This is a genomic window from Streptomyces sp. SM10, assembly GCF_002910915.1.
Classification (GTDB): domain Bacteria; phylum Actinomycetota; class Actinomycetes; order Streptomycetales; family Streptomycetaceae; genus Streptomyces.
In genome coordinates this window covers 1-15528 of sequence record NZ_NEUF01000111.1, presented here as the reverse complement: position 1 = coordinate 15528, position 15528 = coordinate 1, and the positions used below count along the sequence as shown (strand labels likewise).

Genomic DNA, 15528 nt, shown 5'->3' with positions numbered 1-15528 from the left:
CGGACCGACCGGCTGCCGTCCCACCAGCCCCGTATTCCCACACGAAAGATCCCGGGCCATGTCTGAGACAACAGGTGCTTCCTACGCTGCGGCGGGCGTCGACATCGAAGCCGGTGACCGCGCCGTCGAGCTGATGAAGGAGTGGGTGAAGAAGACGCAGCGCCCCGAGGTCGCCGGCCTCGGCGGTCTCGGCGGATTCGCCGGCCTCTTCGACGCCTCGGCGCTCAAGCGCTACGAGCGCCCGCTGCTCGCCTCCGCGACCGACGGAGTCGGCACCAAGGTCGACCTGGCCCGGCAGATGGGTGTCTACGACACCATCGGCCACGACCTCGTCGGCATGGTCGTGGACGACCTGGTCGTCTGCGGCGCGGAGCCGCTCTTCATGACCGACTACATCTGCGTCGGCAAGGTGCACCCCGAGCGTGTCGCCGCCATCGTGAAGGGCATCGCCGAAGGCTGTGTCCTGGCGGGCTGCGCCCTCGTCGGCGGCGAGACGGCCGAGCACCCGGGCCTGCTGGGCCCCGACGACTTCGATGTCGCGGGTGCCGGGACGGGCGTGGTCGAGGCCGACCGGCTGCTGGGCCCGGACCGTATCCGTACGGGTGACGCCGTGATCGCCATGGCGTCGTCCGGTCTTCACTCCAACGGGTACTCGCTCGTGCGCCACGTGGTCTTCGACCGGGCCGGCTGGGCCCTGGACCGCCAGGTCGAGGAGTTCGGCAGGACGCTCGGCGAGGAGCTCCTGGAGCCCACCAGGATCTACTCGCTGGACTGCCTGGCCCTGACCCGCACGACCGAGGTGCACGGCTTCAGCCACGTCACCGGCGGTGGCCTGGCCAACAACCTGGCCCGGGTGATCCCGGACGGGCTGCACGCCACGGTCGACCGTGCCACCTGGACCCCCGGCGCCGTCTTCGACCTGGTCGGGAAGGCCGGACAGGTCGAGCAGCTGGAGCTGGAGAAGACGCTCAACATGGGTGTCGGCATGATCGCGATCGTTCCGGCCGACTCGGTGGACGCGGCGCTGACGACGCTGGCCGACCGCGGTGTCGACTCCTGGGTCGCCGGTGAGATCACCGAGCGCGGGGACCGCACCACGGGCGCCGAGCTGACCGGCAGCTACGCACGGTAGGACGTCAAGACCACCGGCCCGGGACACCACCGGACCGGTGGTCGACGCCGCCGACCGCCGGGTCGGCCGCGGAACGTCCTCTTCCGCCCGGAGCGGGACAGCACAGAACCCGGTCCGGGCAGGCCCGGACCGGGTTGATGTGTCAGCGCGAGGTCAAGCGCCGCGGCGCTGTGACGACGGACCGGACTGGTCGTCCTCGTCCGCGTCCTCGTCGTCGTTGTACTGATCCGCGTACTGTGCGTACGGGTCATCTTCCTCGTCGTCGTCCTCGAACGGCTCGGCGTTCGGTGGCTGACTCGAAGGTGATGCGCCCAGCTCATTGGCCAGACGTGACAGGTCTGTTCCGCCGCTGCTGTACTTCAGCTGGCGGGCGACCTTGGTCTGCTTGGCCTTTGCCCGGCCGCGCCCCATGGCTCGACCCCCTCGGTGACGGGGCTCGACGGCCCCAGAGTCTTGACACGCGTTCATGTTTCAGGACGGACTCTCGGCAGAGAGACCGCGCCCGTGGCTTTAACGGTACCTGCTTCCTCGGCCCTACGGTACGCCGCCCGCATCACGTGCCTCCGCGCAGGACCGCAGAGGAGCCCGTCCTCGCTGGTCAACCCCGATTTTAACCTCTTGTGGACGGCCGACCCGCCGACCGGAGTGAGTCTTGTCTCCCTGCCGCCCGCAGGGCGTCGTCCCACCGCGCGGCGCCCCCGCCACCGGCGTCTCCTAGGAGACCGGTGACGGGGGCGCGGTGCTGACGCGGGGGTGAATTCTCAGCGACGACGGGCGTCCGCCATCCGCTGCTCGGCGATCCGGTCGGCCGCCGCGGCCGGCGGAATCCCGTCCAGCTTCGCACGTGCGAAGATGGCCAGCGTGGTGTCGAAGATCTTCGCGGCCTTCGCCTTGCACCGGTCGAAGTCGAAACCGTGGAGTTCGTCGGCGACCTGGATCACGCCGCCGGCGTTCACCACGTAGTCGGGTGCGTACAGAACCGATCGGTCGGCCAGGTCCTTCTCGACGCCGGGGTGTGCGAGCTGGTTGTTGGCCGCGCCGCACACCACCTTGGCGGTGAGGACGGGAACGCTCTCGTCGTTCAGCGCGCCGCCCAGGGCGCACGGGGCGTAGATGTCCAGACCCTCGGTGCGGATGAGCGCGTCCGTGTCCGCCGCCACCGTGACCTCGGGGTGCCGGTCGGTGATCCTGCGCACGGACTCCTCGCGCACGTCCGTCACGACGACCTCCGCGCCGTCGCTCAGCAGGTGCTCCACCAGGTGGTGACCCACCTTGCCGACGCCCGCCACGCCCACCGTGCGTCCGCACAGTGTGGGGTCGCCCCACAGGTGCTGGGCGGAGGCCCGCATGCCCTGGAAGACGCCGAACGCGGTGAGTACGGAGGAGTCGCCCGCGCCGCCGTTCTCGGGGGAGCGGCCGGTGGTCCAGCGGCACTCCCGGGCGACGACGTCCATGTCGGCGACGTAGGTGCCGACGTCGCAGGCGGTCACGTAGCGGCCGCCGAGCGAGGCCACGAACCGTCCGTAGGCCAGGAGCAGTTCTGCCTTCTGACCGGCCTCGATCGCGTCCGGGTCGCCGATGATGACGGCCTTGCCGCCGCCGTGGTCGAGGCCGGCCATGGCGTTCTTGTAGGACATGCCGCGCGCCAGGTTCAGCGCGTCCGCGACGGCCTCCTCCTCGGAGGCGTACGGGTAGAAGCGGGTCCCGCCGAGGGCCGGGCCCAGGGCGGTGGAGTGCAGGGCGATGACGGCCTTGAGGCCGCTGGCACGGTCCTGGCAGATCACGACCTGCTCGTGACCTCCCTGCTCCGAGTGGAACAAGGTGCGCAGGACATCAGCAGAGGCGGGCACGCCGGTCACATCGGTCACTGTGGTGACTCCCAAGTACGAAGCGGCGGAAGACCCTCCTGAAGGTGGGGAGGGCCCCGGACCGACCGCCACCGGTCGGTCCGACTGGGCAAGAGCGTAAGTCCTCAGGACACGGAGATCTGTTCCCGTGCCCGGGATCACCCCCCTGTGGAGTACGGGCGTGACACGATTTACCGCATGTCGGTGGTGTCTTCGGTGCTCGTCCCTTACGCGTCCTACCTGCGGGTGTACGAGCCGCTCGCCGCCTTCCGTGAACCCGAACGGGGTCACTGGACGCGTTACGCACGGCGCTCGGAGCTCCCCACGGCCCAGGACGAACTGCGTCGCTCGCTCGCCGACCTGGTTCCGACCCCGCCCGTGGCGGTGCCGGTGCACGAGAGCGCGGACGCCTTCGTCGCGGTGGTCGACGGCACGATCTGCGTCTGCCCGTGGCGCACCCGGATGCGTGCCTGGTTGGCCATGGGTGAACTGGGGGGTCTGTTTCCGGCCACTGTGCTCGACGCGGTTCTCCCCCCGGTGGTCCGGGGTCAGGCGGAGGCGGACCACGAGCGGTGGGCCGAGCGGAACCCGGACGCCCGTCCCTGGATCCGGACCACGGTGTGGCACGTGCCGGTGCGCTGGTTCGTCCTCTTCGACGACGAGGAACGGGAGTACGTCGCCGCCGGTGCCGGCGTGGAGCGGCCCCTGCTGCGGTACAGGACCCCGATGGTCCAGGCGCGGCGCCGGCTCGCGAGGGCGCTGCGGACGCTGCGCGAGACCGTCGACGAAGGGCCGCTCACCGAGGGACTCGTGGAGGTGGGGCGCTGGCTGGAGGAGTTCCATCCGCGCGCCATGGTCGAGCTGGACTACGGCGGTCTGGTCCATGCCCTGAGCGGTGAGCAGCTGGCCGGGGACCGGTCGGCTGCGGACGTGGCCGAGGGCATCGCGGCGCTGCGGTCGGGGGACGACGACGCGGCGGGTGTCGCGTACGGGCGCCTGGCCGACCGCTGGCGAGCGGTGCGCGACCTACAATCCTCCAACTAGCCCGAATCGGTGTGAAGGTGAACGCACCGTCGCATAGAGGGGCTATCCGCAGGGAAGAGACATCCTGTGAGGTGTCCGACATCCGGAGGCACCCGGGAGTCCGACGGAGGTGAACGGAGATGCCCTGAGGGGAACTGACGGGCTGTGAACCGGCGTCGAATGTGACGCGTGCGACAGGTGGGGCGGGAGCTTGCTCGCGAGGCCCGGGACCTACGTCCCGAACCGGGCCTTTGCCTCAAGCGTGATGGATAGCACTAACGGGGCCCTTGCGCCCTTCCCTACTCCTCATGCCAAAATAGGACAAGGAGTTCGGGGAGGGCTCTGTCCGCCCAACTATGTGCGGAATGCTCAGCATTGCACGCTATGGGGGGTCTGATGACTTCTGATGACTCCAGATCGTCCTGTGACTGATCGTCACTGGGGCGTGACTGTCCGCTATGGCATGGTCCATCGGCTTCCGTCGCTGATGAACACCTGGGAGGGCAATTCCATCGGTTTGGCCGACGTGGCTGGACGGATGGTGTAGTTGTAGTGCCGAAGACAAGCCGTTCGTCCTATAACCGACTCGGCCCGCGTCCGCCATTTCGGGCAACGCGGGTCAAGGTGCAGAATTTAGAGGAAAGAACCGAGATGGTTCGGTTCTCCCGAGGAGGCCGCTCATGACCGCTCGCACCCCTGATGCCGAGCCGCTGCTGACCCCGGCTGAGGTTGCCACGATGTTCCGCGTGGACCCGAAGACGGTCACCCGTTGGGCAAAGGCTGGCAAGCTCACGTCCATCCGCACGCTCGGTGGGCATCGCCGGTACCGCGAGGCAGAGGTCCGCGCACTGCTTGCGGGTATTCCGCAGCAGCGCAGCGAGGCCTGACACACCCCTGTCGCCGCAGCCACAACAGGGCGCTGGAGGGTCCCCCAACCCCCGGTGTCCCACTCATAGCTCCACACGACGGGTGCCCGCCCCAACGGGTGCCATGCCTGCGACAAGCGGGTTCGTCGTCTGATCGCGCTGGACTCCGCCGGGTCCAGCGCGATCTTTTTGTGCCCGGTGAGCCCTGGCGGGGTGCGGAAGGGGCCGAGGCCGCCCGAACGGCGCCGGCGGATGCCCGAACCAGCCGACGGGTCGGTTTGCGGGGCGACCGCGTGCGACTCCGGGCGGGCCTGTTCGGGACTGTTCGCCCGGGTCCCGGACGCCCTGGGACGGCTCGGGCGGAACGGTCCGGGATGTACGTCGAAGGCAGTGCAATTGCACATATTAAATTCGCCAGTTGTAGGAAGTGCGTAAAGTGCCCCCCGCGCAGAACTGATTAGGTGACTCCCGTCACACCGGCGCGGTCTTGCCAACTACGAGCCTGCCACTGCGGGACGGCGCTCCGCTGCGGGAGACGGTCATCTCGCGCGAGGACCTTCGTCCCCGGGGCGGGCCTCCGGCGGGGCTCCGAGGGGTGCCTCGGGGTGGTCCGCGCCGGTTCCGTCCCGCGCCGGTGGCGTCCGGTGCGGGAGGGGCGCCGCCCCGGCGTCCGCCCCGGGGGCCCCGGTGGCCGTCTCCGGGGAGTGGGGCGGCTCGGCCGGGTTGCCGGACTCCTCGGGTGCGTACGGCGCCTGTGGGGCCGTCAGGGGCTCCATGGCGAGCCGCAGCAGGCGATGGCAGATCGGACAGCGCTGGGTGAGGTGGCGGTAGCCGGAGGCGGCCGCCAGATGGGCGCGCAGCAGCGCGCGGGTCTCGTGCCTTTCCGTGGGCGCAGACATGCGTGCGGCCTCCCGGTGGACCCGGCCGCCCCGCATCGGGGGAAGGGGGCGGACTCCGTCCTACGGGGTTACCGGCGGCGGGCGTCGGCGTCAAGACGCACGGAAGCCCGGATCCAGAGGATCCGGGCTTCCGTCTACTGCGGTCCTGACGGGATTTGAACCCGCGGCCTCCACCTTGACAGGGTGGCGAGCACTCCAAACTGCTCCACAGGACCAGGTTTTCGCTTCCGGCCTTGCGGCTGGCTGCGAAGACAGACACTACAGGAGGTCCCGGGGCCAGGTCGAACTCACTCACCGTGCGGGTGCCACTACGGCCCGGTGGGGGGTCGTTTCACGGTGCGGCCGCGTCGATCGCCTTCACGATCCGCTTGTCGGAGACGGGCTGTGCGGTGCCCAGTGCGTGCGCGAAGTAGCTCACCCGGAGCTCCTCGATCATCCAGCGGATGTCCAGGACCTCCTGGGGCACCGGCCGCCCCTGCGGCAGCTGTTCGAGCAGCCAGGCGTACTCGTCCTGCATCTCGTGGACCTTCTCCATGCGCGTGGTGTCGCGCTGGACGTTCGTCGGCATCTGCTGCAGCCGGCGGTCCTCGGCGACGAGGTAGCGCATCAGGTCGGGCAGCCTGCGCAGTCCGGTCATGGTGACGAACCCCGGCGGTACGAGACGGGCCAGGTGGTCCCGTACGTCCGTCACGTTGTTGATCAGGACCAGGCTGTTCGTCGACTTCAGGCGGCGCTCGCAGGCCTGCCAGGCGGCCAGGATCTGCTGCACCTGGCCGATGGTGCGGACGGTGAGGTCCACGAGGTCGGCGCGCACCTTGTCGTACAGCTTCCGGAACGACGCCTCGTCCCAGGCGGGGCCTCCGTGCGCGGCGATCAGCCGGTCGGCCGCCGCCGTCGCGCAGTCCTCGAAGAGCGCCTGGATCGAGCCGTGCGGATTCCGGGACAGGGCCAGCTTCTGCTGGTTGGTGAGCTTGTCCGAGGCGAATTTGGCCGGGTTCACCGGGATGTTCAGCAGGATCAGCTTCCGGGTCCCGCGCCACATCGCCTGCTGCTGCTCGGCCTCCGTGTCGAAGAGGCGTACGGCGACGGTCTCCCCCTGGTCGGAGAGGGCCGGGTACGCCTTCACCGGCTGGCCCGCCCGCCGGGTCTCGAAGACGCGGTTCAGGGTGCCGATGGTCCAGTCCGTGAGGCCGGAACGCTCGATGGACTCGCCCGACGGCCCGGCGGTGGCCGCGGCCGCCTGGGAGAGGGCCTGGCGGGCCTTGGGGCGCAGTCGGATCTTCAGCGCCTCCAGGTCCTTGTCCTCGGCCACCTTGCGGCGCCGCTCGTCAGTGATCCGGAAGGTGATCTTCAGGTGGTCGGGGACCCGGGACAGGTCGAAGTCGTCGGCCGTGACCGGGACGCCGACCATCCGCTGGAGCTCGCGGGCGAGCGTGAACGGCAGGGGTTCCTGGAGCGGGACGGCCCGGTCGAGGAACGTGTCCGCGTAGTTGGGTGCGGGGACGTAGTGCCGGCGGATCGGCTTGGGCAGCGAGCGGATCAGCTCGGTCACCACCTCTTCGCGCAGGCCCGGGATCTGCCAGTCGAAGCCCTCGGAGGTGACCTGGTTGAGCACCTGGAGCGGGATGTGGACGGTCACACCGTCGGCGTCCGAGCCCGGCTCGAACTGGTAGGTCACCCGGAATTTGAGCTTCCCCTGCCGCCAGGAGTCGGGGTAGTCGTCCTTGGTGACCGCCGAGGCCTTCTCGTTGATGAGCATGGACCGCTCGAAGTCGAGTGCGTCGGGCTCGTCACGGCGCTTGTGCTTCCACCAGGAGTCGAAGTGCGCCCCGGAGACGATGTGCTCCGGAATCCGCTGATCGTAGAAGTCGAAGAGCGTCTCGTCGTCCACGAGGATGTCGCGGCGCCGGGCGCGGTGCTCCAACTCCTCGACCTCGCCCAGCAGTTTGCGGTTGTCATGGAAGAACTGGTGAGGGGTGCGCCAGTCCCCCTCGACCAGGGCGTTGCGGATGAACAGATCACGCGACGCCTCCTGGTCGATACGGCCGAAATTGATCTTGCGCTGGGCGACGATCGGCACCCCGTAGAGCGTGACCCGCTCGTACGCCATCACCGCTGCCTGGTCCTTCTCCCAGTGCGGCTCGCTGTAGGTCCGCTTCAGCAGGTGCTGGGCGAGCGGCTCGATCCACTCCGGCTCGACCTTCGCGTTGACCCGCGCCCAGAGCCGGGACGTCTCGACCAGCTCGGCCGACATCACGAAGCGCGGCTGCTTCTTGAAGAGCGCGGAGCCCGGGAAGACCGCGAACTTGGCGCTGCGGGCACCCAGGTACTCGTTCTTCTCGGTGTCCTTCAGCCCGATGTGCGAGAGCAGCCCCGCCAGCAGCGAGGTGTGGACCGCCTGCTCGGGCACGCCCTCGTCGGCCTTGGGCTCCTGGACGGCGATGCCCATCTGCTTCGCGACGGTCCGCAGCTGCGTGTAGATGTCCTGCCACTCACGGATCCGCAGGAAGTTCAGGTACTCCTGCTTGCACATCCGGCGGAACGACGAGGAGCCGCGCTCCTTCTGCTGCTCGCGGATGTAGCGCCAGAGGTTCAGGTACGCCAGGAAGTCGGACGTCTCGTCCTTGAACCGGGCGTGGTTCTGGTCGGCCTGGGTCTGCTTCTCCGAGGGCCGCTCGCGCGGGTCCTGGATGGAGAGCGCCGCGGCGATGACCATGACCTCGCGGGCGCAGCCGTTCGTGTCGGCCTCGATGACCATGCGGGCCAGGCGGGGGTCCACCGGCAGCTGCGAGAGCTTGCGGCCCAGCGGGGTGAGGCGCTGCCCCCGCTTCCCCTCCTGGGGGGACTTCTCCGCCTGCTCGAGGGCGCCCAGCTCCTGGAGGAGCTGCACACCGTCGCGGATGTTGCGGTGGTCCGGCGGGTCGATGAAGGGGAACTTCTCGATGTCGCCGAGGCCGGCCGCGGTCATCTGGAGGATGACGGAGGCGAGGTTGGTCCGCAGGATCTCGGGGTCGGTGAACTCCGGACGGGTCAGGAAGTCGTCCTCGGAGTACAGCCGGATGCAGATGCCGTCCGACGTACGGCCGCAGCGGCCCTTGCGCTGGTTGGCGCTGGCCTGGGAGATCCGCTCGATCGGCAGCCGCTGGACCTTGGTGCGGTGGCTGTAGCGGGAGATGCGGGCGTTGCCCGGGTCGATCACGTACTTGATGCCGGGGACCGTCAGCGAGGTCTCCGCGACGTTCGTCGCCAGGACGATCCTGCGGCCGGTATGGCGCTGGAACACGCGGTTCTGCTCGGCGTGCGAGAGGCGCGCGTAGAGGGGGAGCACCTCGGTGTGTCTGAGGCTGCGCTTGTTCAGCGCGTCCGCGGTGTCGCGGATCTCCCGTTCCCCGGAGAGGAAGACCAGGACGTCGCCGGGGGCCTCGTGGTCCAGCTCGTCCACCGCGTCGCAGATCGCGGTGATCTGGTCCCGGTCGGTGTCGGCAGCGTCTTCGGCGTCCCCCTCGAGGAGGGGCCGGTAGCGCACCTCCACCGGGTAGGTGCGCCCGCTGACCTCCACGATCGGTGCCTCGCCGAAGTGCTTGGCGAAGCGCTCGGGGTCGATGGTCGCCGAGGTGATGACGACCTTCAGATCGGGGCGCTTCGGCAGCAGCCGGGCCAGGTAGCCGAGCAGGAAGTCGATGTTCAGGGAGCGCTCGTGGGCCTCGTCGATGATGATCGTGTCGTAGGCGAGGAGCTCGCGGTCGGTCTGGATCTCGGCCAGCAGGATGCCGTCCGTCATCAGCTTCACGAAGGTCGCGTCCGGATTCACCTGGTCGGTGAAGCGCACCTTCCAGCCGACGGCCTCGCCGAGCGGGGTCTTCAGCTCGTCCGCGACGCGCTCGGCGACCGTGCGCGCAGCGATCCGCCGGGGCTGGGTGTGCCCGATCATGCCCCGGACGCCGCGCCCCAGCTCCATGCAGATCTTGGGGATCTGCGTGGTCTTGCCGGAGCCGGTCTCACCGGCGACGATCACGACCTGGTGGTCGCGTATCGCCTCGAGGATCTCGTCCTTCTTCTGGCTGACCGGAAGCTGTTCCGGGTACGACAGGGCCGGCATCCGCCCGGCTCGTCCCGCGAGCCGTTCGGCTGCCTTCCCGGCCTCGGCCGAGATCTCGTCCAGCACGGACTGCCGGGCCTCGGGCTTGCGGATGCGGCGGGCACCCTCGAGACGGCGGCCGAGCCGGTGCGCGTCGCGGAGCGAGAGCTGCCCGAGCCGGGTCTGGAGATCAGCGAAGGAAGTAGACATACGGATCCCAGGATCTCACCCGGGCGCGAGGAGTGGCGAACCTATTTCGCCCCTGGCCGTGTCAGGCCGCTCTCCCGGGGGGCTCCGCGGGCGTAAGCCGGTTACGGAGCGCTTCCGCGCGGTCACACGACGTACCATTCCGGGCAGTTCAGGTCCCGCCCGTCCCCACGCACCCGCACGGAGCGCCGCATGACCACCCCCACCCGCCGCCCCCCGCCCGGGAAGCCGTCCTCAGTGAGGAAGCCGCTGCTCTTCGGCGTCGTCGTCGTGCTCGCCGCCGGTCTGCTCGGCTTCGTCTCCTACCGCGCGACCGCGCCGGACGCTCCCGCCGCCGACACCCCGGCCGTCGCCGCGACGACCGGACCCGACGCGGACGTCCACCGGGAGCTGGCGGCACTCGCCCGGCGCGAGGCGGGCGACAAGCTCGCGCAGGGCCGCACCGACGCCCCCGTCGTCCTCATCGAGTACGCCGACTTCCAGTGCGGCTACTGCGGGAAGTTCGCCCGGGACACCGAACCCGAACTGATCAGGAGGTACGTCGACGACGGCACCCTGCGCATCGAGTGGCGGAACTTCCCGATCTTCGGTGAGGCGTCCGAGGCGGCAGCCCGGGCCTCCTGGGCCGCCGGGCGGCAGGACCGCTTCTGGGCCTTCCACCGGGCCGCCTACGCCGAGGGCGCCAAGGACAAGGGGTTCGGTGCGGAGCGCCTGCGTGCCCTCGCCCGGCAGGCCGGGGTGAAGGACCTCGACCGCTTCGCACGCGACGCCGGGAGCGCCGCGGCCACCGCGGCGGTCACCGAGGACCGGGAGCAGGCCTACAGGATCGGCGCCACGTCCACCCCGTCCTTCCTCGTCAACGGCCGCCCGCTGGCGGGAGCCCAGCCCCTGGCCGTCTTCACCCAGGCCATCGAGGCCGCGGCGGCGGAGGAAGCGAACGTCGGGAGTGCCGGGGAGCCCGCGAAGTGACGCCGGACATCGGGTACTTCGCCGCGCTGCTCGGCGGCCTGCTCGCTCTGGTCAGCCCGTGCAGCGCCCTGCTGCTCCCGGCCTTCTTCGCGTACTCGGTCGACTCGGCCTCCCGGCTCCTGGCGCGCACGGGCATCTTCTACGCCGGTCTCGCCACCACGCTCGTCCCGCTCGGTGCCGCCGGCTCCTACGCGGGGCGGCTCTTCCACGGGCACCGTGACGCGCTCGTCCTCGGCGCCGGGTGGCTGATCATCGGGCTCGGGCTCGCCCAGATCGCCGGGCTGGGCTTCGCCTCCCGGCGGATGGTGGAGCTCGGTGGCCGGATCCGGCCCACGAAGGCCTTCTCCGTCTACGCCCTGGGCGCGGTCTACGGGCTGGCGGGCTTCTGCGCCGGCCCGATCCTCGGCAGCGTCCTCACCGTGGCCGCCGTCAGCGGCAGCCCGGTCTACGGCGGACTGCTGCTCGCCGTCTACGCGCTCGGCATGGCGGCGCCCCTGTTCGTGCTCGCCCTGCTCTGGGACCGCTTCGACCTGGGCCGCAGGCCCTGGCTGAGGGGCCGGCCGCTGCGCGTCGGGCGCTTCGAGGTCCACCGCACCTCGCTGCTCTCCGGTCTCTTCTTCACCGGGCTCGGGGTGCTCTTCCTCGCGTACGACGGGACGACCGCGCTGCCCGGACTCCTTGACGTGGACGACTCGTTCGCCGTCGAGCGGTGGGCCCAGGGCGTCGGTGAGCGGGTGCCGGACATGGCTGCGCTGGGAGCCGTGGTCGCCGTGGTGCTGCTGATCCTCGCGGTGCAGGTGTGGCGCAGGCGTACCGGGCGCGAGAAGGAGGAGGCGGCGTGACACGACGAAGGCCCCGTCCTGGGGACGGGGCCTTCGGGTGGTGGCTGGGGCCGGGATCGAACCGGCGACCTATCGCTTTTCAGGCGATCGCTCGTACCAACTGAGCTACCCAGCCACGCAGCTCACAAGGGCTGCAGCGGTCCTGACGGGATTTGAACCCGCGGCCTCCACCTTGACAGGGTGGCGAGCACTCCAAACTGCTCCACAGGACCTAGCTAATGTGCGAGACAAGTCTCGCACACGGTAAAGCGTGCCCCCAACGGGATTCGAACCCGTGCTACCGCCTTGAAAGGGCGGCGTCCTGGGCCACTAGACGATGAGGGCTAAGGGCCCACCTGCGCGCTTTCCAGCGCGTCGGGGACGTGAGAAGCATATGGGATGCGGGGAGGTATCGCCAAAACGGTTTACGGGGAGGTCGTCGAGACGCTCGGCGAGGGGGACGGACTCTTCAGGTTCTCCTCCGGGAGATGGCGGCTGACCTCGGCCGTCGTCAGGCCCAGACCCCCGAGGGTGATCTCGTCCCAGGCCTGCAGATGCCGGGTGGGGCGGTCCAGGTAGAGCACCGAGGCGCGCACCTTCTCGGGCTTCTCGTTCTGCACGGCGCGCAGCCCGCCACCGCCCGCCGAGCCCTCGACCTTCAGCCGCGTCCCCAGCGGCAGCAGTTCGTTCACCCGGTGGTGCACATGGCCCGCCAGGACCAGCGGAACCGTTCCGTCCGTCTCCCGTGCCGCGTTCGGGTCGTGGGCGACCGCGATGTCCACCGGGGTGCCCGCCCGCCTCTGGTCGCGCAGCGCCGAGGCGAGGCGCATGCCCGCGAGCTGCTCGGCCGCCTTGCCGCCGGTGGGGAGCGTGCGGTCGGGGGTGAACTGCGGGTCCCCGGTGCCCGCGATGCGCACACCGGCCACGGTCACCGCCTTCCCCTCGTCCAGGACGTGCACGTTCTTCATCTTCTCCAGGTAGGCCTGGGTCTCCTTCGAGTCGTGGTTCCCCCGCACCCACACGTAGGGGGCGCCGAGATCGCGGGCCGGGTCGAGGAAGCCGTTCTCCGCAGCCGTCCCGTGGTCCATCGTGTCCCCGGAGTCGATGATCACGTCGATCTCGTACTGGTCGACGAGCGAGGCGATGATGTGCCAGGCGGCCGGGTTGAGATGGATGTCGGAGACCTGCAGGACGCGGACGGTCGCCGGGTCGGGCTTGTACACGGGGAGCGTGGACGTGGCGTCGTACAGCTTGGTCACGTTGGTGACGAGGCGGGCCAGTTCCTGCTGGTAGACATCGAATTCGGTGACGATCGAGCGGGCGTCGCCGACGACCGACGGGGCGCTGGAGAGCAGCCCCGAGAACTTCGGCTCCAGGACGGACTTCGGGTTCCAGGTGGCGTACGCGCTGACGCCCGAGGCGGCGAGCAGCGCCAGGGCGAGGCCTCCGGCGGCCAGGGCGCGGCGCGGCCGCCGGTAGACGAGGAGGCCGAGGGCGGTGGCGCCGGAGACGACGGCCACGCAGGAGCGGACGGCCAGCTCCCGGGTGCCGGCGGCGACGTCTTCGGTGACCTCGTCCTGGAGACCGGAGAGACGCTCGGGGTGTTTGACCAGAGCCTGCGAGCGTTCCGGGTCCAGCTGGTCGACGTCCACGTCCAGCCGCACCGGGGCGTGGTGGGAGTCCAGCTCCAGGGCGCCGAGCGGTGACACGTTGATCTTGGTGCCGCCGCTCACCGACGGCCGCAGGGTCATGGTGGTGTCCATGGGCCCCACCGGCGTACGCACGCTGCCGACGACCAGGAGACCGAGCCAGGCGCCCAGCACGACCACGGCCAGCAGGCCGAGCGCGCGCCTCCAGGGGTGCGAGGCCGGGACGAGCCCGCCGGCGGGGGCGGTGGAGCGCGGACGGCGGAGGCGGCGGACACGGACGGCTGCGGCGTGGAACGGGCGTGCCATTGGGCGCGTATGCCCCGTTCGGGCGGCAGACATGCGGACGGACGGGCGGCGGTGGACCGGGCGGGTGGCCTCCGGGGCGGGTGGGGCCTGCCCCTTCCGGCCGGAGGTACGTGACAATGGCGGGGTGCTGGAGATGACGCGCGAGGAGTTCGAAGAGCTGGTGAGCCTGGCTCTTGACCGGGTCCCGCCGGAGCTGATGCGGCTGATGGACAACGTCGCGGTGTTCGTGGAGGAGGAGCCGGAGGACCCGGAGGACCGGGAGCTGCTGGGCCTCTACGAGGGGACGCCGCTCACCGAGCGCGGTGAGTGGTACGCGGGGGTCCTGCCGGACCGGATCACCATCTACCGGGGGCCGACCCTGCGGATGTGCGAGACCCGCGAGGACGTGGTCGCCGAGACCGAGATCACCGTGGTCCACGAGATCGCCCACCACTTCGGCATCGACGACGAGCGGCTGCACGAACTGGGGTACGGATGAGCACGCAGAGCCCTCCGCCCGAACCGCCGGCCATCGACCCGGACGTCGACCTCGCCGTACCCGCGCAGCGCGCGGAAATGGGTGGCGCGTCCGGGTTGCGGGTCCTGGCGGCGATCGCGGCGGGCGGCGGAGCGGGGGCCGTGGCGCGCTACGCGGCCATGCTGGCCTGGCCGGCCGGCGGCGACGGCCTTCCCTGGGCGGTCCTCGCCGTCAACGTCACGGGCTGCGCCCTGATCGGTGTGCTGATGGTGCTGACCGCCGAGCGGGGCGCGGTCACGCATCCGCTGGTGCGGCCGTTCCTGGGGGTCGGGGTGCTCGGCGGGTTCACCACGTTCTCGACGTACGCCGTCGACGTGACCCGGCTGCTGGTGCGTCAGCAGGTCCTGACGGCCCTGGTGTACGCGGCGGCGACGGCCGTGGCGGCGCTCGGCGCGGTGTGGGGGGCGGCCGCGCTCACCCGTGCGCTGGCGGACCGGTGGGGGCGTGCGACGTGAACTGGCTGCTCGTCGCGCTCGGGGGCGCCGTCGGGGCGCCGCTGCGCTATCTGACGGACCGTGCGGTGCAGGCGCACCACGGCGCGGGAGTGCCGTACGTGTTCCCGTGGGGGACCCTCACCGCCAACGCGGCGGGCAGTCTGCTGCTCGGCGTGCTGACGGGTGTCTCGGTGTCCACACCCGTCCACGCCCTGCTGGCCACGGGCCTGTGCGGGGCGCTGACGACGTATTCGACGTTCTCGTACGAGTCCCTGCGGCTGGCCGAGGCGGGCCGCTCCTTCCTGGCCGGGGCCAATGTGCTGGTGTCCCTGCTGGTGGGGCTCGGGGCGGTGCTCCTGGGGGCGGAGCTGGCCGGAGGCTTCGGGGGCGCCGGCGGGTGAGTCCGCCGGGCCGGTGGGTGTGCGGGACGTGTGTCCGGGCGTGTCCCCGGCGGGTGCGGGGGAGTTGAACACATCGCTCTCCCTCCCGCCGTCCCCCTCCCCGGAGGTGCCATCCCGTGCGCCAGTTGTCCGCCCGCGTCCGCTGGGCAGCCGTCACCGCGCTGACGATCGCCGCGTCCACAGGCTGTGTGAGTGTCGGCGACGACGCCGGGAAGCCGTCTCCCTCGCGTGCCGCGGACCGGAAGGGTGCGCCGGCCCAGCCGGACGGCGGCACCGCGTCCGGCACCGGCGGGTCCCGCTCCGGCGGCGGCCGTGCCGAGGCGCAGTCCGACCGGGGCCCCTCCGGCAAGCCCGACGCCAAGGCCCCGGGGCGTGCTCC

Annotated in this window: 13 protein-coding genes, 4 tRNA genes and 1 pseudogene; 9 read left to right on the top strand and 9 right to left on the bottom strand. The window is 70.7% G+C overall.

All coding sequences use genetic code 11. The features are described 5' to 3' along the window. Positions 1–58 precede the first annotated feature (58 nt). A complete protein-coding gene (purM, locus tag B9S57_RS17560; protein WP_103516515.1) occupies positions 59–1132 on the top strand; it encodes a phosphoribosylformylglycinamidine cyclo-ligase in 1074 nt (357 codons plus the stop codon). Positions 1133–1285: 153 nt separating this feature from the next. Here the strand turns inward: purM and B9S57_RS17555 are convergent, their stop codons facing one another. Together B9S57_RS17555 and B9S57_RS17550 are read right to left on the bottom strand one after the other, a co-directional pair. Continuing rightward, positions 1286–1543, bottom strand: a complete 258-nt coding sequence (locus B9S57_RS17555) for a DUF3073 domain-containing protein (protein WP_033296941.1) — start codon at positions 1541–1543, stop codon at positions 1286–1288. A gap of 350 nt (positions 1544–1893) precedes the next feature. Then, positions 1894–3000 carry a Glu/Leu/Phe/Val dehydrogenase dimerization domain-containing protein gene (locus B9S57_RS17550; protein WP_103516514.1) on the bottom strand — a complete coding sequence of 369 codons (1107 nt, stop codon included), beginning with the start codon at positions 2998–3000 and terminating at the stop codon, positions 1894–1896. A gap of 177 nt (positions 3001–3177) precedes the next feature. On the opposite strand from B9S57_RS17550, the gene B9S57_RS17545 reads away from it, so the two are divergent. Then, positions 3178–4023: a hypothetical protein gene (locus tag B9S57_RS17545; protein ID WP_103516535.1), complete on the top strand. Its 846-nt coding sequence runs from the start codon at positions 3178–3180 to the stop codon at positions 4021–4023. A gap of 659 nt (positions 4024–4682) precedes the next feature. Beyond that, positions 4683–4889, top strand: coding sequence for a developmental transcriptional regulator BldC (gene bldC, locus B9S57_RS17540; protein WP_003949541.1), 207 nt, complete (start codon positions 4683–4685; stop codon positions 4887–4889). 518 nt (positions 4890–5407) lie between these two features. Here bldC and B9S57_RS34490 read toward each other — a convergent pair. From B9S57_RS34490 to hrpA, 3 genes are all read right to left on the bottom strand, one after another. Beyond that, positions 5408–5767, bottom strand: coding sequence for a DUF6274 family protein (locus B9S57_RS34490; protein WP_181011381.1), 360 nt, complete (start codon positions 5765–5767; stop codon positions 5408–5410). A gap of 140 nt (positions 5768–5907) precedes the next feature. Beyond that, positions 5908–5982 (bottom strand) — tRNA-Asp (locus B9S57_RS17530). 116 nt (positions 5983–6098) lie between these two features. Further along, positions 6099–10055: an ATP-dependent RNA helicase HrpA gene (hrpA, locus tag B9S57_RS17525; RefSeq protein ID WP_103516513.1), complete on the bottom strand. Its 3957-nt coding sequence runs from the start codon at positions 10053–10055 to the stop codon at positions 6099–6101. Between the two features lie 189 nt (positions 10056–10244). Between hrpA and B9S57_RS17520 the strand changes: the two genes are divergently transcribed. Both B9S57_RS17520 and B9S57_RS17515 read left to right on the top strand, forming a co-directional pair. Beyond that, positions 10245–11021, top strand: coding sequence for a thioredoxin domain-containing protein (locus B9S57_RS17520; RefSeq protein WP_103516512.1), 777 nt, complete (start codon positions 10245–10247; stop codon positions 11019–11021). Beyond that, positions 11018–11863, top strand: a complete 846-nt coding sequence (locus B9S57_RS17515) for a cytochrome c biogenesis CcdA family protein (RefSeq protein WP_103516511.1) — start codon at positions 11018–11020, stop codon at positions 11861–11863. Before B9S57_RS17520 ends, B9S57_RS17515 begins: the two co-directional genes overlap by 4 nt. 38 nt (positions 11864–11901) lie before the next feature. On the opposite strand, the gene B9S57_RS17510 is transcribed toward B9S57_RS17515, so the two are convergent. The 4 genes from B9S57_RS17510 to B9S57_RS17495 form a co-directional block, all read right to left on the bottom strand. After that, positions 11902–11978 (bottom strand) — tRNA-Phe (locus B9S57_RS17510). Positions 11979–12000: 22 nt separating this feature from the next. Further along, positions 12001–12075 (bottom strand) — tRNA-Asp (locus tag B9S57_RS17505). 39 nt (positions 12076–12114) lie between these two features. Further along, positions 12115–12187 (bottom strand) — tRNA-Glu (locus B9S57_RS17500). An 80-nt stretch (positions 12188–12267) separates the two neighbouring features. After that, a complete protein-coding gene (locus B9S57_RS17495) occupies positions 12268–13797 on the bottom strand; it encodes a metallophosphoesterase (RefSeq protein WP_103516510.1) in 1530 nt (509 codons plus the stop codon). Positions 13798–13921: 124 nt separating this feature from the next. On the opposite strand from B9S57_RS17495, the gene B9S57_RS17490 reads away from it, so the two are divergent. From B9S57_RS17490 to B9S57_RS17475, 4 genes and pseudogenes are all read left to right on the top strand, one after another. Continuing rightward, the gene (locus B9S57_RS17490; RefSeq protein WP_015578045.1) at positions 13922–14275 is read left to right on the top strand and encodes a metallopeptidase family protein; all 354 of its coding nucleotides are present in this window, start codon (positions 13922–13924) and stop codon (positions 14273–14275) included. Next, positions 14272–14769 (top strand): fluoride efflux transporter CrcB, encoded by a 498-nt coding sequence (gene crcB, locus B9S57_RS17485; RefSeq protein WP_103516509.1) that lies wholly within the window; start codon positions 14272–14274, stop codon positions 14767–14769. Before B9S57_RS17490 ends, crcB begins: the two co-directional genes overlap by 4 nt. Next, on the top strand, positions 14766–15149 hold the full coding sequence (locus B9S57_RS17480; protein WP_103516534.1) for a CrcB family protein: 384 nt from the start codon (positions 14766–14768) through the stop codon (positions 15147–15149). The genes crcB and B9S57_RS17480 overlap by 4 nt, the downstream gene beginning before the upstream one ends. A 116-nt stretch (positions 15150–15265) precedes the next feature. Beyond that, positions 15266–15528, top strand: a pseudogene (locus B9S57_RS17475) (hypothetical protein); the annotation flags it as partial.